This is a genomic window from Marinobacter sp. RI1 (genome assembly GCF_041155085.1).
Taxonomy (GTDB): Bacteria; Pseudomonadota; Gammaproteobacteria; order Pseudomonadales; family Oleiphilaceae; genus Marinobacter; species Marinobacter nauticus.
Window position 1 is genome coordinate 1,978,051 of sequence record NZ_AP031605.1, and the last position, 17,669, is coordinate 1,995,719.

The window sequence follows — 17,669 nt, forward strand, 5'->3', positions numbered from 1 at the left end:
GATCATCTATTTTACTGAGGTTAGCCCTGCAGCAGCTGCAATACCTGTTGTGGACGTGCATTGGCCTGGGCGAGCACAGATAGGCCGGCCTGCTGGAGAACCTGTGTGCGGGCAAGATTGGCAGATTCCGCTGCGAAGTCTGCATCCTGAATTCTGGAACGCGCCGCGGTAAGGTTTTCGGAGGTGGTGCTCAAGTTTGCGATGGTAGACTCAAGGCGATTCTGGGCTGCACCCAAGTCTGCCCGGATGCTACTTATTCTTTCCAAGGCAGCGTCAACTACTGCCAAGGCACTGGTAGCTCCGGCGACGGTGCTAATGTCTACATCTGCTACTTTCTCCGGTGTTGAGCCTACGGCGGTGTTCGCCCCTGTATCCAAAATGCTGCCAGTATTAGCGCCCGCTGGAGCCGCCTGGGTTGCTGTGGATTGAAGAGCAAAGCTCACAGACGCATCGAAAGTCAACTCGCCGGATACTCTGGTGCTGTCTGTTGCAGCGGCGCCGCTGGTCAGCGCCTCACCGTTGGTATCTGCTCCCGTAACGGTGATTTGGTCACCGGCTGTGGCTGTGAAATCCTGGATTATTATGTCTTTGCCACTGGGATGAGTAAGCTTTACGCTGCCATCGTTATTAACTTCGGCCGTGATGCCAGTTTTACCCGAGGCCGCGTTGATTTCTTTGGCAAGAGGCGTTAAGTCGTTTGCATCAGTAATCTGAGCAGCGATTGTCGCCGAGCTTTCGCCATTATCGAGCGTAAGTGTTACCGTCTGAGGCACGCTGCCAGTGAAGCCGCTCAGGGTGGCTTCGGTTCTGGCTGTGGCTTGAACGCCGGTGGTTGCTGCCACCTTGTTGACGTTCTCTGCAATAGCTTCGGCAGTATCTCCGGCTGCTATTGGAACCGTCTGGCTGTCCAGCGAGCTGGATATGGTAAGCGTTTGCTCACCGATAGTATTTGCCGCAGCTGGAGTGGCGGCGGCCGCTGCCGCAGATCCCGTTCCCGAGTTTGGGGTGCTATTTACTGCGGATCGGGTATTGTTTGCCAGGTCATTGATTCTGGCGCTGTCCACTGAAACCGCAATGGTTTGGTTTTCATTAGCGCCGGCCTGGAATTTCTGAGCCTGGAAGGTGCCGTCGAGAAGCTTCAGGCCGTTGAACTCGGTGGTCGTGGCGATGCGCTCAAGCTCTTCCTTAAGCTGGTTTACCTCAGCTTGCAGAGCTTGCCGGTCAGACGCCGAGTTTGTTGCGTTGGCAGATTGCACGGCCAGCTCACGAATCCGTTGCAGTATGGAGCCTGACTCGCTGAGTGCGCCTTCGGCAACCTGCGCCAGAGAAATGCCATCGTTGGCATTTCGAACGGCCTGATTCAACCCTGTAATCTGTGAAGAAAAGCGTTCGCTGATCGCGAGGCCGGCAGCATCATCTTTGGCAGAATTGATTCGCAGGCCGGATGACAGCCGTTGAAGAGTGGTATCCGCATCCCTCTGAGATGCATTGAGGTTGCGCTGAGCATTCAGCGACGCAATGTTGGTGTTGATGATCTGAGGCATATCATTTCTCCCGCTCAGAGGTGCCGGATACTGGGTGCCCAATGCAAAAAAGGGAGCCCTTGCCGGCGGAAATTCGTTAAATTGCCGTTTTGCTTTGTGTCAAGCGAATTCTGTGCCAGTTTTTTGTTTCTGTGCCCAAGATGTTGTTATTAAATATTTATTTTTGGACTCGTGGCTTGGTTGAATATGTGTGCGGCGAGTTTTTGGCGGTTTCAATCGGAAGAAGATTGCCGGTTTTACATTCCTTTACAAAATCCCTGGAATTTTTTCTAAAGCAACGGGGTGGGGTGCCGTTAAGTGGAGTAACAGGGCGGCGCTTCCAAATTAAAAAAGAGCGCCAGACCTTTTCCATGAAATAACGACATTTGTCGGAGGAGAAGCATAATGGCTCTCGGTATCAACACTAACATTGCGTCACTGTCTGCTCAGAATCAGTTAAACAAATCTCAGCAGCTGTCTAATCAGGCGTTGGAGCGTTTGTCTTCCGGTTTGCGGATTAACTCTGCGAAAGACGATGCCGCAGGTCTGGCAATTTCCTCGCGTTTCGATGCTCAAGTCCGCGGGCTGAATCAGGCCGTCCGTAACGCGAATGATGGTATCTCTCTGGCTCAAACGGCCGAAGGCGCTCTTGGCGAGACTGGAAACATCCTTCAGCGCATTCGAGAGTTGTCAGTGCAATCCGCCAACGCGAGTAACTCTTCGTCTGATCGCCAAGCATTGCAGGATGAGGTTAACCAGCTTGTCTCCGAATTGGATCGGATCTCAACTACTACCAACTTTAACGGCCAAAACCTGCTGGATGGCACCTTTGGTACGGCGAAGTTTCAGGTCGGTGCTGATGCCAACCAGGTAATTACTGCGTCAACTGGTAACTTCCGTACCGACAACTATGGTAACAACAACGTTACCAGTGTGTCGGCTGCTGCCAACATCACTGGAACCGTCACTGATGCTAATGTAACTGCTGGCACTGGCGTGCGGATAGCAGACGCAGCGCTGAGCATCAGTGGTTATCTTGGTTCCAGTGGCACTATCAGTGTAGCTGCCGGGTCTAGCGCCAAAACTGTTGCTGCACAAATCAATGATGCGTCATCAAAAACTGGTGTCACTGCAGATGCCATCACAGAGGGTACGGTCACTTTTGGTGGGGCTGGGTCGTACACCTTCGATATTATTTCGGATAACTCTGCGGCTAACGCGGCTAGGGTGTCCTTCACTATCGGTGGCACAACTGGTGCTGACAACCTTGCCAATGCTGTGACGGCCATTAACGATGTTAGCAGTCGGACTGGTGTAACGGCTTCTGTTGATAAAGACAGTGGTCAGCTCGTTCTTACTAATTCGACAGGTGAAGACATCTTCCTGAAGAATAATGACACCAACAACACCAACGCTGGAACTGTCAGCTTCGGAAACGGTGATCTTGCTGCTGCTGGTGCCGCTGATAACAACATTGGCATCACTGGTGAAGTGAGTCTCGACTCTGAGAAATCGTTCAGCGCAACAGGAACAGCAAACGCGGTTTTGGCTTCTGCTTCAGTGGCCTCAACTCGGCAATCAGTTTCTTCTTTGGATATCACTGACTTTGATGGAGCCACTAAAGCTCTGAAAATCGTAGATGCAGCTTTGGCTGCAGTGAACGGTCAGAGATCCAAGTTTGGTGCACTCCAGAGCCGGTTCGAGACAACAATCTCTAACCTGGAGGCCACTTCAACAAACCTCAGCGCGGCCAATAGCCGGATCTTGGACGCTGACTTCGCAGCAGAAACCGCGAAGCTTTCCAAATCCCAGGTTCTGCAGCAGGCTGGTATCTCTGTGCTGGCTCAGGCGAACGCCCGTCCGCAGCAGGTTTTGTCCCTCCTGCAGTAAGGGGCTAGCGGTAACAGCCGGAACCTTCGGGTTCCGGTTTTCCGCCGTTTGAGGATAGCGAGGTAAAGCTATGAATGACGTTAACCTGAATAATCCGAACCTGAAGCTGGTGAATGCCAGTGACCGGGCTCAGGTGAAGGCGCTGTCGTCATCTCAGGCCGAGGGCCGGAATGCCCCTGACCTTGCTGCTTCTGCTGCCGGCGCGACCCAGGTTCAACCGAACGTTGCCAAAGATTTCTCCAAAGCCGAGCGATTGCAGGAGCTTAGTGAGGCGCAGCGTGAGGAATTGGATCAGGCGGTCAGCCAATTGAACGATTTTGTTCAGAATGTGCAGCGGGATCTGCAGTTTGAAGTGGATAACGAAATGGGCCAGACCATTGTTAAAGTGGTTGATCAGCAAACCCAGGAAGTCATCCGCCAGATACCGGATGAAGTGGCTTTGAGGTTGGCAGAAAAATTGCAGCAGGACGAACCGCTGACGTTGTTTAATATCAAAGTGTAAAAGCTTGCCGCTTTTGCGCGGATGATCGCAACGGTATTTCAGCACCGCCGCACCTGAGAAGGTCCGGCGGTGTTCTGCGTTATGGCTGCGGTGAGCATGATTTAGAGCTAAGCTAGGTTTAACGCGTTGTTACATTTTTCTGTGCTGTGGAGGCAAAGTTTTGCCGCTTTCGGCCGATACAGAATACAGTGAAGATATTAGCCCCTTCGAGGAGGCATGATTATGGCAGGTATATCATCGTTGGGCATCGGGTCTGGCGTGTTGAGTTCTGATTTAGTTGATCAGTTAGTCTCTGCAGAACGCAAGCCGACCGAGCAGCGCCTGAACTTTAATCAGCAGCGAACCGAGGCGCTGATTTCTGCCTATGGCACTTTGAAAAGTGCAATTACTGAGCTTCGCCTACCTATGCGGCAGTTGAGCTCCCCTGATAATTTGAAGGCTTTTTCAGGTAGCTCATCGAATGATGGGGTGAGTGTCAGTGTTGATTCATCAAAAGCCAGCCCGGGTAGCTACACGGTTACCGTTGAAAGCCTTGCCCAGTCGCAGTCTTTAGCCTCTGGCAGTTTTAATGATCGTGACGCTACTGCTATCGGAAGCGGCTCACTTACTATCTCCGTTGGCGGTAAAACGGCTGCCCTCGCTATAGATAACTCAAACAATACGCTAGAGGGAATTGCCCAGGCAATTAATGAGGCAGATGTTGGTGCCAGTGCGGGTATCATCGATACTGGCAGTGGTTATCGCTTGGTTCTCTCATCTGATAAAACTGGCTTGGACAATGCCATTAGCATTTCAGTCAGTGACGACGATGGTGATAACTCTGATTCCGCAGGCCTTTCCCAGTTTTCGTTTGACGGTACCACGAATAATCTGACCGAAACGGTTCAGGCTAAAGATGCCATTGTGAAAGTGAATGGCATCTCGATAAGCCGCCCCACCAATAGCATTGAAAACCTGATAGACGGCGTGTCACTTGAAGTATCCGAGGAGGGAGTTACCTCGACTGTTAAAGTGGAGCAAGATCTGAGCAAAGTTGCCGATCGCGTGGGTTCGTTTGTTGAGAAATTCAACGCTCTGCAACAAACTATCAAAGGTCTGTCGGGTTTTAATGCTGAGACCGGACAAGGCGGAATACTCTCTGGGGACTCCACTATTCGCGGTATTCAGAATCAGATGCGACAGATTATAGGGCGCGTTGTGCCAGGTCTCGAAGACGCGTCTGTTCGCACCCTAGCAGACGTAGGCATTACGACCAATTACGAAACGGGTGGTCTTGAGTTCGACAGAGCCAAGTTTACCGAGAAGTTGCAATCTAACCCCGATGATGTAACCGCTCTGTTTGCTGAACAGGGGCGAGCGTCAGATGAACAGATTCAGTTTATTCGCAGTGGCGTTAATACTGAGCCTGGCAGTTATAGTGTCAACATTTCGCAGCTTGCGACACAGGGTACTTTAGCTGGAGCGAATGTTGGTACAGGAGACGTTACCGTTGACGCGGACAACGACAATTTAACCTTTTTGGTTGACGGGGAAACATCAGTTTCCATTCAGTTGGATGCTGGCACGTACACGCGTGAAAGTCTTGCTGCTGAAATTCAGGAGAAATTGAAGAACAGCTCAGCACTTGCGGCGACCGGGCGTTCTGTTAGTGTCGAATTTGATTCGTCCGGTGGTGCGTTTAAATTTACTTCGGATGCCTTCGGTAGCTCATCCAATGTAAGTTTGACTTCTGTTGATACCAATTCTGCCGCCACTTTGGGGCTAGATGTGTCTTCTGGTATTGCAGGACAAGATGTTGCGGGAACTATAAATGGCCAAAGGGCGACTGGTGAAGGCCAGACTCTGCGGGTTGAGGGGAGTGTCGGTGCCGCGGGCATGCAAATTAAGGTAACCGGGGGGGCGACCGGAAACCGTGGTGAGATCGACTTTATTCAGGGTGTTGGGGAGCGTACTGTCGACCTGATAACAAGCATCGTTGGCATGGATGGGTCTCTGGAGGCAAAAACTGACGGGCTTCAGAAGGATTTGGAACGAATAAGCGAAGATAGGGCAAGGCTGGATCTTCGTATCGAATCTTATCGTGAGCGTCTTGTTGCGCAGTTTTCAGCGGCGGATTCTCTGATCGCACAGCTCAACAGCACCCAGGATTATGTAAGTCAGCAACTCGCCGCACTTGCACCTCAAAACAACCGGAATAACTGATCGGCGTTAGCCGGTTAGCGAACGAAGAGGTCTGATATGAACGGTTTACAAGCGTACCAACGCGTTAATACCCAAACCAGCATCACCGATGCCGATCCCCACAAGCTCATCCAGCTGTTGTACAACGGTGCTATTGAGCGCATCAACATGGCCAAGGCTAAGATGCAGGCCAAGGATTACGCCGGCAAAGCGCAGTTGCTGAACAAGGCTATCGAAATCATCGGCGGGCTTCGCTCGTTCCTCGATTTCGAGAAAGGTGGTGATCTGGCGGCGCGGCTTGAAGCTTTGTACGACTACATGGAGCGTACCTTGCTGGAAGGCAGTGCCCGCAACGATATGGCCAAACTGGATGAGGTGATTGAACTGCTTCGTTCAATCAAAGAAGGCTGGGACGGCATCCGCGAAGAAGTGGTAACCCAGCAATCCCAAGCCGCTGGCTAACTTCGCACAATTACCTCCCATGGCGCCCCTATCCTTTGGCAGGGTAGGGGCTTTATAGCCATTCCCCCCGCCATCCCGTACAATGTTGCCCTTCTTTTCAACACATCCATTCTGTTCAGTCTGGAGCAAGGGCATGTCTGATATTAAAAAGGTGGTGCTGGCCTATTCCGGTGGCCTGGATACTTCCGTCATCGTTCGGTGGTTGCAGGATACCTATAACTGTGAGGTGGTAACCTTTACCGCCGATATTGGCCAGGGCGAGGAAGTGGAGCCGGCGCGTGCGAAAGCCGAAGCGCTGGGTGTTAAGGAGATCTACATTGAGGACCTGCGCGAGGAGTTTGTGCGCGATTACGTGTTCCCGATGTTCCGCGCCAACACCATCTACGAAGGCGAGTACCTGCTGGGTACCTCTATCGCCCGCCCGCTGATTGCCAAGCGCCTGATCGACATTGCCAACGAGACTGGCGCGGATGCCATCTCTCACGGTGCTACCGGTAAAGGTAACGACCAGGTTCGTTTTGAGCTTGGCGCCTATGCCCTGAAGCCGGGTGTGAAGGTGATCGCTCCCTGGCGCGAGTGGGATCTGAACTCCCGCGAGAAGCTGCTCAAGTACTGTGAAGAGCGCAACATCCCGGTGGAAATGAAGAAGGGCAAGAGCCCGTACTCCATGGACGCCAACCTGCTGCATATCTCCTACGAAGGCATCAACCTGGAAGACCCGTGGGCGGAAGCCGAGGAAGACATGTGGCGTTGGAGTGTGTCTCCGGAAGCCGCGCCGGACAAGCCCACCTACGTGGAGCTCACCTACAGGAAGGGCGACATCGTTGCCGTTGATGGTCAGGAAATGAAGCCCCACGTGGTGCTGGAAACCCTGAACAAGCTGGCGGGTGAAAACGGTATTGGCCGCCTGGACATCGTCGAGAACCGCTACGTGGGCATGAAGTCCCGCGGCTGTTACGAAACCCCGGGTGGCACCATCATGCTGCGCGCCCACCGCGCCATCGAGTCCATCACTCTGGACCGTGAAGTGGCACATCTGAAAGACAGCCTGATGCCGCGCTATGCCGAGGTGATCTACAACGGCTACTGGTGGTCTCCGGAGCGTGAGGCCCTGCAGGCGCTAATCGACCAGACCCAGAACTACGTTAACGGCACCGTTCGCCTGAAGCTGTACAAGGGTAATGTGGACGTGGTCGGCCGTAAGTCTGAAGATTCTCTGTTTGATGAGAAGATCGCCACCTTTGAAGAAGACCAGGGTGCGTACGATCAGAAAGATGCGGAAGGCTTTATCAAGCTGAACGCGCTGCGCCTGCGGATTGCCGCTGGCAAAGGCCGCAAGCTTTGATGGTTTGTTGATGCCCTGAAAACGCCCGGTTCATAACCGGGCGTTTTTGTTTATACTTTTCAAATAATTCCAACAACGAAAGTCGTCACCATGAATGCTTTGGGCACAGCCTCCGTCGCCGCTTTGCGGCAGTATGTTCGCTACGCCGATGCCAAGGGTATCGCGGTTGATCCGCTGTTTGAAAAGGCGGACTTGAAGCTGGAGATCCTGGATTCCGATGAGGGTCGAATCGATGGCGAGCAGCTGCAGACGTTCATTCACCTGCTGGCCGAACATACCGGTAACCCGGTATTGGGATTGGAGACCGGTGACTATGTGCAGCCTGGCTCTTACAGTGTGCTGGGTTATATCACCATGAGCTGTGCCACGCTGGGGGAAGCGGTTACCCGTATTGCGCCCTATGAGAAGCTGGTGGGGGATATGGGCACTACCCGCCTCAAGATGAAGGGCGATTCTGCGACACTGATCTGGACCTGCAATTTTACCGATCCTGTGGTGTGGCCTCAGGTGGTAGACAATGTCTTTGCCTCCTGGATCAACTATGCGCGATGGCTGGCAGACAGCGCGGACGCCACGCCGCTGGAAGTTCGCCTCAGGCGGCCTTCTCCCGGCCCGGAGCACGAAAAGGCCTATGCCTTTCGCTGGCAATGTCCTGTGCAGTTTGATGCAGAGGAGGACAGTGTCACCTTTGCGCAGTCACTGCTTGCGACCCGCCTGCGTCAGCCAGACCCGCTATTGCGAAAAACCCTGGAAGCCCATGCATTGTCTCAGTTGGCGTTGCTGGACACCGACACGGATCTGACCAGCAAGGTAAAGCAAAGCATCCAGAAACAGCTCGCCGATGGCATTACCCGCCAGGATATGGTCGCCGAGGATCTGGGGATGACCAGCCGTACCTTACAGCGGAAGCTGAGCCAGGAAGGGGTGTCTTACCAGAAGTTGCTGGATGAGGTGCGCCAGCAGATGGCGGAGGACTATTTGCGGAATACCGATATGAGCATTCCGGATATTGCCTTGCGCCTGGGCTACAGCGAAACCACGTCGTTTCATCGCAAGTTCAAGGCTGCGACGGGTAAGACGCCGGGGGATTTTCGCAGGCAATAAAAAAGCCAGCTTACGAGAGCTGGCTTAAGAAATTCGGAAAGAACGAAAGTGCCTGAAAAATTCGTTAATCCTGCGGAATCCTCTTGCGGTACCCATATGGCGGCGGAGGTACTACTCGGCTCCTCCGCCATGGGTGGATACTGCTTGATTCCACAATCTCAGAATAAGCCTGTTCGCCTTCCCTGTCTGTTTGTGAAGTGTGTCCCAGTGTTACTGTTTGTGATCGCTACACACCTTCCCGTATCTCCGGGGCGGTTTCGGTGAACCGGCGGGTTTCATAGGCGTCCACAAGGCCCTGTACAGCAGCGCGTTCCATATCCTGTACCGTGGGGGTGCCATCCTGGGCATCGGCTTTGCAAAGGGCCATGCCGGCTTCTACAGAGATGAAGCCGGCGGTGGTTTTGAGCGCTTTGTGGTTGATGCCGTCAAAAATGCGCCGGAACGCGGTGGTGGTGCAGTGATCACTGTTGGGGAAGTAGGAGACAATCGCAAACTGGTTGTCACCCACCCGGCACAGGGCGTCAATCGGGCGAATCAATGTGCTCAGGCGCCGGGCGATGCCGATCGACAGTTCGCTCATCACGCTGGGCGGATGTTTGCGTTTCAGGTCTTGCCAGTTGCGGATGCCGCACATCACGTAGGCGGTTGAGCCGCCCCGGGATTCGGCGTGGCGCAGGGTTTTCTGCAAGCGCTGACGGGCGTATTTGTTGTTGGTCAGGCCGGTTTCCAGATCAATGATGTTGCTGGATTCCAGTTCCCGGTTGTTCTCCACCAGCAGAGCGTTGGCGCGCAGCAGGGTGTTCTGCCGGTCTGCCATGCGGTCTGCCGCAAAGATACGGGGGATGAGCTGCTTGGTCATGTCTGATTTGTAGATGAAGTCGTCCACACCCCGGTCGAAAGCTTCCGACAGGGCTTCCACACTCTCGCGGGCGGTGAGCAGAATCACATAGGTGTAGTGGTTGTTCTGCTCGTCTTGCTGGCGCACCTGGTCGGTCAGCTGCAGGCCGTCCATTTCGGGCATCAGCCAGTCTGCAATCAGTACGCTGACCGGGCGTTGTTCCATGAGTTTCAGAGCGGCCGGTGCGTTGTTGGCGATGCGTATGTCGCGGTAACCGGCATTTCGCAGCGTACGGCCCACCACCATACTGCTGAATTTGGCGTCGTCTACTACGAGAATGGGAAGATCGAGGTTTGGCATTGTTTGTCTACTTCTTACCAGTCCATTGTCAGATGCGGTTCGCCACAGCTCTTGGTATTCTTGGCGGTTTCGAACATCCGTAATCAAATTGTCGCCACAGTATACCCCTCCGTGGCCTTTGGAGAATAACGACTATGCCTTCTTTTGACATTGTTTCAGAAATCGAAATGCACGAAGTTACCAACGCGGTGGACCAGGCCAAGCGTGAACTGGGTAACCGCTGGGATTTCAAGAATGTTGAGGCGGACATCGAACTGGAAGACAAGCGCCTGACGCTGAGCGCCGAGCAGGAGTTCCAGCTGGAGCAATTGGTGGACATGATGCGAATGGCCTTTGCCAAGCGCAACATCGACACCCGCGCCCTGTCCGAAGATGGTGAAAGCAAAGCGGGCAAGCTGGTGAAGCAGCATTTCACCCTGAAGCAGGGTATTGAAACGGACATGGCCAAGAAAATCGTGAAGATGATCAAAGAGCAGAAGATGAAAGTGCAGGCCAGCATTCAGGGCGACAAGGTACGGGTTACCGGCAAGAAACGGGACGACCTGCAGGAAGCCATTGCCATGTTGCGTGAGGCAGAACTGGACATCCCGCTGCAGTTCAACAACTTTCGCGACTGATTCGGAGAGGCTCTTATTTATCTTCCCCCTAATGTTGTAGCCCTGATTCGGGATACCGCCTACACCTACACCCGCTGGCAAGTAATTGCCATGTTGTTTCTCGGGTTCTCGGCGGGGCTGCCCTTTCTGCTGGTGTTTTCCACCCTCAATGCCCGCCTGGCAGACGTTGGGGTGGAGACCGCCACCATCGGTTTTTTCAGCTGGCTTGGCATTACCTATTCCATCAAGGTGTTCTGGGCGCCGGTGGTGGACCGGCTGAAACTGCCGGTGCTGGACCGTTTATTTGGCAAGCGCCGCAGCTGGATTCTGCTGGCCCAGGCGGGCATTGCCACCGGGTTGTACCTGATGTCCCAGACGAACGCCCTGGCGGCTCCGGAGACACTGGCGTTGTTCGGATTGTTGGTGGCTTTTTCCTCCGCCACGCAGGATGTGGCCATTGATGCCTATCGCATTGAGATTGCTCAGGAGCGCCTGCAGGCGGCGTTAGCGGCCACATACATCTTTGGTTATCGGCTGGCGTTGCTGGTGGCTGGCGCCGGTGCACTGTATGTGGCGGAGTTCTGGTCCTGGGAAGTGTCGTATCAGGTGATGGCAGCGCTGGTGGGTGTGGGTGCCCTGACGGTTCTGATCGTGAAAGAGCCGGAAGTAAACCATTTTGCGGCTGCGCAGGACATTGCCCATCGAATTGAGGAAGAGGTGGAGAAACGAAGCCACCTGCCGGAACGCCTGGCCAGGTTAACTGGCTGGTTCTATGCCGCGGTGGCTGGCCCGTTTCTGGACTTCTTCCGTCGGTATCGGGAGCTGGCGGTGGCCATTCTGGTGCTGGTGGCGGTGTATCGCATTTCGGATATTGCCATGGGGGTGATGGCCAATCCGTTCTATCTGGATTTTATGGGTTTCAGTAAAACCCAGGTGGCCGATGTCACCAAGGTGTTCGGGTTTTTTATGACCATTGTTGGCTCCATGGTCGGTGGGGTGCTGGTGGTGCGCTATGGCGTGCGCCGGATACTGCTGGCAGGTGCGGTCATGACGGCGGCAACCAATCTTCTATTCGTGCTGCTAGCCCAGCAACCACCGGATATCGCGGCGCTGGCCTTGGTGGTGAGTGCCGATAACCTCAGTGGCGGTATTGCCAACGTGGCGCTGATTGCCTGGCTGTCCAGCATGACCAGTGCCTCGTTCACCGCCACCCAGTATGCCTTGTTCAGCTCGCTGATGACGCTGCCGGGCAAGTTCCTGGGAGGCTTTTCCGGGATTGTGGTGGCGAACTTTGGCTACGCCGAGTTCTTCCTGATTGCGGGATTGATGGGCGTGCCTGCGATTCTTCTGGTGCTGTTTATGATGCGACACGGCGCCAGGCTTGATGCGCTGGCGCCAGTCAAACATGAGGAAGATGCCCTGGTGAAATAGCGGCCGCTCAGGAAGAGCAGCTGATGTTCAGGTGTTTCCCCCAATCCGGTGGCAGGGCAGCGTATTTCTCATACTCGGGTTGCTCATCAAAGGGCTTTTCCAGAACCTTGAGCAGTTCCTTCATTGGCTCATAGTCGCCGTTCTGCGCCTCAAGGATGACTTGCTGGGCCAGGTAGTTGCGCAGAATGTACTTCGGGTTTACCCGGCGCATGGCGTATTCCCGTTCATCGTGGCCACGGGTTTCCTTCTGTAGTCTGGCTTCGTAACGTTCCAGCCACTCGTCAGCCACGCTGCGGTCTGCGAACAGATCACGAACCGGCGCAGTGCCATGGTCATGCAGGTTGGACAGGCCGCGGAAAAACCGGGTGTAGTCCACGCGGTGTTCGTGGAGCATGCTGAAGGTGCCCATGATCAGGCCCATATCTGCCCCATCCGCTTCTTCCAGCCCCAGTTTGGCGAGCATCAGGTGTTTGAAATGCTCGTTGTAGGCGGTTTCATAGCGTCGCAGTCCCCGGCGAACGGTATCTTCGTCCATGATCGGCAACAATGCATTGGCCAGGTACTGACAGTTGATAAAGCCTACCTGGGGCTGGCGATTGTAGGCATAGCGGCCTTCGTGATCGGAGTGATTGCAAACGAAGCCGGCGTCGAAATCGTCCAGGAAGGCGAATGGGCCATAGTCAAAAGTGTCACCTATAATCGACATATTGTCGCTGTTCATCACCCCATGGCAGAAACCAACGGCCTGCCATTTCGCGATTAGCCTGGCGGTGCGTTCCACCACTTCCTCAAACCAGCGGGCGTAGCGTTGGTCCTCCGGCAAGCTGATCAGGTGAGGGAAGTGCAGGGCAATCACATGTTCTAGCAATGTTTTCAGGGCGTCCGGCCCTTCATGGTGGGCTGCAAACTCGAAGTGGCCAAACCGGATGTGGCTTTTCGCTACCCGCATCAAAGCGGCGGCGGTTTCAATAGATTCCCGGCGCACCGGGTCTTTGGCGCTGATCATGAACAACGCCCGGGTGGTGGGAATTCCCAGGCCATGCATGGCCTCACTGCACAGATATTCACGAATGGTTGACCGGAGTACTGCCCGGCCATCGCCGAAGCGGGAGTAGGGCGTGGTGCCTGCCCCTTTCAGGTGCCAGTCCCAGCGTGTACCGTCCGGTCCCACGGTTTCCCAGAGTAAGAGGCCGCGGCCATCGCCCAGTTCCGGGTTGTACATGCCGAACTGATGCCCGGTGTACTTCATGGCGACCGGGTCCATCCCCTCCAGAAGTTCGGCGCCGGCACCAATGGCCGCCCAGTCATTTTCATCCCGCACCAGAAATCCCATATCGCTGGCCAGGGCCTGGTTAAAGCAGACCATGCGCGGTTCAGACAGGGGGGATGGCTGTACCCGACTGTAGAAGCTGTCCGGTAATTCCAGGTAGCGATGTTCCACCTGAAAGCTGTTGTTGCTCATAAAACGACCTGGCTTTGGTATGAATACTGCGTATGTATAGGGTTGAAGCCTAACAACAGATTGCAGAGCAGGTGAACCAAATGCAACCACACCTGATAGTTTTCACCGACCTGGACGGCACCTTGCTGGACCATCACAGCTACAGCTGGCGGGCCGCATCGCCGGCCATGGCAAAGTTGGCCGCTAACGGTATCCCCTTGATTTTTAACTCCAGTAAAACCGCCGCCGAGATGCGCCATCTGCAAAACGCGATGGGCATACGGGCGCCCTTTATCGTCGAGAACGGCGCGGCGGCGGTTATCCCGGCGGGCTGTCTGGACCGCACCGAAGAACAGGTGATGAATTTTGGAGCAGATCACCAGCAGGTCCTTCGCACGCTTATGGTGCAGAGGAGGGCGGGCGCACAGTTTCGGGGCTTTTCGGATATGGCGGATGCGGAACTGGCGGAGGTTGCGGGCCTGGATGAAGTGGAGGCCTCTCGGGCCCGGCAGCGCCTGGGTACGGAGCCGCTGATCTGGCAAGGCAGTGATCCGGAGCTGGACCAATTCAGTGCGGCACTGGGGCGTGAGGGGCTCCGTCTGGTGCAGGGGGGCCGCTTCTGGCACGCCATGGGGCGCTTCGACAAAGCCGAGGGGGCCCGCTTTTTGCTGGAGCAATACCGGGAGCACTATCAGGGCGAGCCGCTAGTCACCATCGCATTGGGCGACAGCCCGAACGACCAGCGCATGCTGGAGGCCGCGGATATCCCGGTGGTGATTCGCGGGGTGAACAGCGATCAGGTCCAGTTGCCATCGCAGAAGCACCCCATGCGCTCCCTGAAGCCCGGCCCGGAGGGTTGGAACGAATGCGTACTCAATCTTCTTTTCGAGTACGGCTACTAGGCCGCCAGGCGTGGCCAAAAGCATAGGAGAGGCGCCATGGGCGACTTTTACCAGAATGGCATAGTAACGACCCTGCACAATCTTGTGCGACGACCGGTAGAAGACATCGAGGCCGATCTGCTTCAGTTCCGTAAAGCGCGGCCCATGTCACTGGTGTTGCCGTCGCTGTATTCAGAGCTGGAAGGCCCCGCCCTGAAACACATTGTCCAGGAGCTGGCAAAGGTGCCTTACCTGGAAGAAATCGTGATCGGGCTCGATCGTGCTGATGAAGCACAATACCGGCACGCATTGGAGTACTTCTCCGAGCTGCCTCAGCCGTTCAAGGTACTGTGGAACGATGGGCCGCGTTTGCGGGCCATCGACCTCAAACTTCGCGAGCAGGGCCTCGCCCCCACCGAAATGGGCAAGGGACGGAATGTCTGGTATTGCTTCGGTTATGTGCTGGCCTCCGGGGTGAGCAAATCGGTGGCGTTGCATGATTGCGATATCCTGACCTACTCGCGGGACCTGCTGGCACGGTTGATTTACCCGGTGGCCAACCCTGGATTCAACTACATGTTCTGTAAGGGCTATTACGCCCGCGTCGCCGACAGCAAAATGAATGGTCGGGTCAGTCGTCTGCTGGTCACTCCGCTGATCCGAGCCCTGAAAAAAGTCTGCGGCCCGAACGATTTTCTCGACTACCTCGACAGCTACCGTTATCCCCTGGCCGGAGAATTCTCGTTCCGCACGGACGTGATCAATGACCTGCGCATTCCCAGTGACTGGGGGCTGGAGATTGGTGTGCTCTCGGAGATGAAACGAAACTACGCCACTAACCGCCTGTGCCAGGTGGATATTGCTGATGTCTACGATCACAAGCATCAGGATCTCTCGCCGGAGGATGCCAGCCGAGGGCTGTCCAAAATGAGTGTGGACATCGCCAAGGCCCTGTTCCGAAAGCTGGCCACCAATGGCGAGGTGTTCTCCAATGAGAAGTTCCGCACCATCAAAGCGACCTATTTCCGTATTGCTCTGGATTTTGTGGAAACCTATCAGAACGACGCCGTGATCAACGGGCTCGGTTTTGATCGGCACAAGGAAGAAAAGGCGGTGGAACTGTTTGCCCAGAATGTGATGCGCGCCGGCGCCTACTTCCTGGATAACCCCATGGACACCCCCTTCATCCCCAGCTGGAACCGGGTGACCAGTGCCATTCCGGACATTCGTGAGCAACTGCTGGAGGCTGTTGAACTGGACAATCAGGAATATCGGCCATGACTCAGCCACTGAAGAGCAAGCTGCAAGGTATGCTCGAGGTCGTCTATCCCTCGGTAGATTGCGACTTTCTGGCGGAGCAGTTACTGGCCACCATGGGGCTGGCGCCCAATGCCGACGCCCCACCGGCCCACCAGAACCATTGGGACGAAACCGATGTGTTGCTGATTACCTACGCGGACACGCTTCAGCAACCGGACGAGAAACCGCTGGTGACGCTCAAGCGCTTCCTGGATGACTGCCTTAAGGACTCCGTTTCCGCGGTGCACATACTGCCGTTTTTTCCCTTCAGCTCTGATGATGGCTTTTCGGTGATGGATTACCTGGCGGTGAATGAGAGTCACGGTGGCTGGCCGGAAATTGAGGCCATTGCCCGGGACTACAAGTTGATGTCCGATCTTGTGATCAACCACATGTCGGCCCGCAGCCGGTGGTTCGAAAACTATAAGAAGCGCATCGACCCGGGTAAGGACTATTTCTTTGAAGGCAACCCGAAAGACGACCTCAGCCAGGTAGTGAGGCCACGTACGTCGCCCCTGCTCAATCCGGTGCAGACCGACGACGGCGAGCGCTATGTATGGTGCACCTTCAGTGAAGATCAGGTAGACCTGAACTTTGCCAACCCACAGGTACTGTTGGAGTTTGCGGGGATCATCCGCCAATACCTGGAACGGGGTGTGATGATTTTCCGTATGGATGCCGTGGCCTTTCTCTGGAAAGAGCCGGGCACGCCGTGTATTCACCTGCAGCAAACCCACGAGCTGATCAAGATCCTGCGCTTGCTGATTGAACATCACACGCCGGACGCGGTGGTGATCACCGAAACCAATGTACCCAACCGGGAGAACCTGACTTATTTTGGCAATGCTAACGAAGCCCATGCCATCTATAACTTTTCTTTGCCGCCTCTGTTGATCAACACGCTGGTGACCGGCAATTGCCGACATCTGAAAACCTGGCTGATGAGTATGCCCCCGGCGCAGCTGGGGACCACCTATCTGAACTTTATCGCTTCCCACGACGGCGTTGGTCTGCGGCCCACAGATGGCCTGCTGACCGAAGATGAAAAGCAACGCCTGATCAACACCATGGAGTCGTTTGGGGGTAAGGTGTCCTACCGTCGGACGGCCGACGGGCGGGATCAGCCCTATGAGATGAACATTGCGCTCTGGGATGCCCTCAAAGGAACCGCAGAAGGCGGTGCCGACCACTGGCAGCTCGCGCGATTCCTGTGTGCGCATACCATCATGCTGGCTCTCGAGGGCATTCCCGCCTTTTATATTCACAGCTTGCTGGCCACGGAGAACGATCAGGCGCGGGTAGAGCATACCGGGCGCCTGCGCTCCATTAACCGCAGTCAATGGCAGTTGTCGCAACTGGAGGAAACCCTCGCAGATCCACTGACCCACCACAGCAAGGCATTCCGGGAGCTGAAACGTTTGATTGCTATACGCCGTGCTCAACCTGCGTTCCATCCGAACGCCACGCAGTTCACCTTGCACCTGGGGTTGCAGTTGTTCGGGTTCTGGCGCCAGAGCATGCGCCGGGAGCAATCGGTGTTCTGTATCCATAACATCAGTCCCGAGGTGCAGCAGGTGGCGCTGAGCGATATCAATCTGATTGGAACGGATCGTTGGGTAGACTTGATCTCCGGAATGGAGGTGGATGATCTGGCTGGGTCAATCACCCTGAAGCCGTATCAGAGTGTGTGGTTGTCTAACCAGCAGAGACGCTGAGCGATAAGGCGAATGCCTCAGGAATGAGGCATGGTTGGTTTGTATTCTGCAAGTCGGTGGTTATAATCGGGACTGCTCAGGATGAGTCAGTTCAACATAAT

14 protein-coding genes are annotated in these 17,669 nt (G+C 55.1%); 11 read left to right on the forward strand and 3 right to left on the reverse strand.

Annotated features, from left to right (window positions below; all coding sequences use genetic code 11):
• Positions 1–20: 20 nt before the first annotated feature.
• The gene (locus ACAM27_RS08860) at positions 21–1,544 is read right to left on the reverse strand and encodes a flagellin (RefSeq protein WP_369611801.1); all 1,524 of its coding nucleotides are present in this window, start codon (positions 1,542–1,544) and stop codon (positions 21–23) included.
• 384 nt (positions 1,545–1,928) lie between these two features.
• Between ACAM27_RS08860 and ACAM27_RS08865 the strand changes: the two genes are divergently transcribed.
• The 6 genes from ACAM27_RS08865 to ACAM27_RS08890 all read left to right on the forward strand — a co-directional run bounded on the left by ACAM27_RS08865 (position 1,929) and on the right by ACAM27_RS08890 (position 9,007).
• A complete protein-coding gene (locus tag ACAM27_RS08865; RefSeq protein ID WP_369611802.1) occupies positions 1,929–3,413 on the forward strand; it encodes a flagellin in 1,485 nt (494 codons plus the stop codon).
• Between the two features lie 70 nt (positions 3,414–3,483).
• Positions 3,484–3,915: a flagellar protein FlaG gene (locus tag ACAM27_RS08870; RefSeq protein WP_369611803.1), complete on the forward strand. Its 432-nt coding sequence runs from the start codon at positions 3,484–3,486 to the stop codon at positions 3,913–3,915.
• A 222-nt stretch (positions 3,916–4,137) separates the two neighbouring features.
• Entirely contained in the window at positions 4,138–6,117 is a 1,980-nt protein-coding gene (gene fliD, locus ACAM27_RS08875) for a flagellar filament capping protein FliD (RefSeq protein ID WP_369611804.1), read from the forward strand.
• Between the two features lie 36 nt (positions 6,118–6,153).
• Positions 6,154–6,558 (forward strand): flagellar export chaperone FliS, encoded by a 405-nt coding sequence (gene fliS, locus ACAM27_RS08880; protein ID WP_369611805.1) that lies wholly within the window; start codon positions 6,154–6,156, stop codon positions 6,556–6,558.
• Positions 6,559–6,691: 133 nt separating this feature from the next.
• Positions 6,692–7,903 (forward strand): argininosuccinate synthase, encoded by a 1,212-nt coding sequence (locus tag ACAM27_RS08885; RefSeq protein ID WP_369611806.1) that lies wholly within the window; start codon positions 6,692–6,694, stop codon positions 7,901–7,903.
• Between the two features lie 90 nt (positions 7,904–7,993).
• The gene (locus tag ACAM27_RS08890) at positions 7,994–9,007 is read left to right on the forward strand and encodes an AraC family transcriptional regulator (RefSeq protein WP_369611807.1); all 1,014 of its coding nucleotides are present in this window, start codon (positions 7,994–7,996) and stop codon (positions 9,005–9,007) included.
• 226 nt (positions 9,008–9,233) lie between these two features.
• On the opposite strand, the gene ACAM27_RS08895 is transcribed toward ACAM27_RS08890, so the two are convergent.
• Positions 9,234–10,205: a response regulator gene (locus tag ACAM27_RS08895; protein WP_222179132.1), complete on the reverse strand. Its 972-nt coding sequence runs from the start codon at positions 10,203–10,205 to the stop codon at positions 9,234–9,236.
• 134 nt (positions 10,206–10,339) lie between these two features.
• On the opposite strand from ACAM27_RS08895, the gene ACAM27_RS08900 reads away from it, so the two are divergent.
• Positions 10,340–10,822 carry a YajQ family cyclic di-GMP-binding protein gene (locus tag ACAM27_RS08900; RefSeq protein ID WP_011786031.1) on the forward strand — a complete coding sequence of 161 codons (483 nt, stop codon included), beginning with the start codon at positions 10,340–10,342 and terminating at the stop codon, positions 10,820–10,822.
• Positions 10,823–10,912: 90 nt separating this feature from the next.
• Positions 10,913–12,232 (forward strand): MFS transporter, encoded by a 1,320-nt coding sequence (locus ACAM27_RS08905; RefSeq protein WP_023008999.1) that lies wholly within the window; start codon positions 10,913–10,915, stop codon positions 12,230–12,232.
• 7 nt (positions 12,233–12,239) lie between these two features.
• On the opposite strand, the gene ACAM27_RS08910 is transcribed toward ACAM27_RS08905, so the two are convergent.
• Positions 12,240–13,694, reverse strand: coding sequence for a YdiU family protein (locus ACAM27_RS08910; protein ID WP_369611808.1), 1,455 nt, complete (start codon positions 13,692–13,694; stop codon positions 12,240–12,242).
• A gap of 80 nt (positions 13,695–13,774) precedes the next feature.
• On the opposite strand from ACAM27_RS08910, the gene ACAM27_RS08915 reads away from it, so the two are divergent.
• Genes ACAM27_RS08915 through ACAM27_RS08925 form a run of 3 tightly spaced genes read left to right on the forward strand, consistent with a single transcriptional unit; the run spans position 13,775 to position 17,568 of the window.
• Positions 13,775–14,575 carry a mannosyl-3-phosphoglycerate phosphatase gene (locus ACAM27_RS08915; protein WP_114434279.1) on the forward strand — a complete coding sequence of 267 codons (801 nt, stop codon included), beginning with the start codon at positions 13,775–13,777 and terminating at the stop codon, positions 14,573–14,575.
• A 36-nt stretch (positions 14,576–14,611) separates the two neighbouring features.
• The gene (locus tag ACAM27_RS08920; protein ID WP_022992716.1) at positions 14,612–15,835 is read left to right on the forward strand and encodes a glycosyl transferase; all 1,224 of its coding nucleotides are present in this window, start codon (positions 14,612–14,614) and stop codon (positions 15,833–15,835) included.
• Entirely contained in the window at positions 15,832–17,568 is a 1,737-nt protein-coding gene (locus ACAM27_RS08925) for an alpha-amylase family glycosyl hydrolase (protein ID WP_369611809.1), read from the forward strand. Before ACAM27_RS08920 ends, ACAM27_RS08925 begins: the two co-directional genes overlap by 4 nt.
• Positions 17,569–17,669: the final 101 nt, after the last annotated feature.

Coding starts and splice junctions, on each gene's coding strand:
- fliS (WP_369611805.1), top strand. CDS start 6,154: ATGAACGGTTTACAAGCGTACCAACGCGTTAATACCCAAACCAGCATC.
- ACAM27_RS08895 (WP_222179132.1), bottom strand. CDS start 10,205: ATGCCAAACCTCGATCTTCCCATTCTCGTAGTAGACGACGCCAAATTC.
- ACAM27_RS08870 (WP_369611803.1), top strand. CDS start 3,484: ATGAATGACGTTAACCTGAATAATCCGAACCTGAAGCTGGTGAATGCC.
- ACAM27_RS08920 (WP_022992716.1), top strand. CDS start 14,612: ATGGGCGACTTTTACCAGAATGGCATAGTAACGACCCTGCACAATCTT.
- ACAM27_RS08860 (WP_369611801.1), bottom strand. CDS start 1,544: ATGCCTCAGATCATCAACACCAACATTGCGTCGCTGAATGCTCAGCGC.
- ACAM27_RS08905 (WP_023008999.1), top strand. CDS start 10,913: ATGTTGTTTCTCGGGTTCTCGGCGGGGCTGCCCTTTCTGCTGGTGTTT.
- ACAM27_RS08890 (WP_369611807.1), top strand. CDS start 7,994: ATGAATGCTTTGGGCACAGCCTCCGTCGCCGCTTTGCGGCAGTATGTT.
- ACAM27_RS08885 (WP_369611806.1), top strand. CDS start 6,692: ATGTCTGATATTAAAAAGGTGGTGCTGGCCTATTCCGGTGGCCTGGAT.
- ACAM27_RS08915 (WP_114434279.1), top strand. CDS start 13,775: ATGCAACCACACCTGATAGTTTTCACCGACCTGGACGGCACCTTGCTG.
- fliD (WP_369611804.1), top strand. CDS start 4,138: ATGGCAGGTATATCATCGTTGGGCATCGGGTCTGGCGTGTTGAGTTCT.
- ACAM27_RS08900 (WP_011786031.1), top strand. CDS start 10,340: ATGCCTTCTTTTGACATTGTTTCAGAAATCGAAATGCACGAAGTTACC.
- ACAM27_RS08910 (WP_369611808.1), bottom strand. CDS start 13,694: ATGAGCAACAACAGCTTTCAGGTGGAACATCGCTACCTGGAATTACCG.
- ACAM27_RS08925 (WP_369611809.1), top strand. CDS start 15,832: ATGACTCAGCCACTGAAGAGCAAGCTGCAAGGTATGCTCGAGGTCGTC.
- ACAM27_RS08865 (WP_369611802.1), top strand. CDS start 1,929: ATGGCTCTCGGTATCAACACTAACATTGCGTCACTGTCTGCTCAGAAT.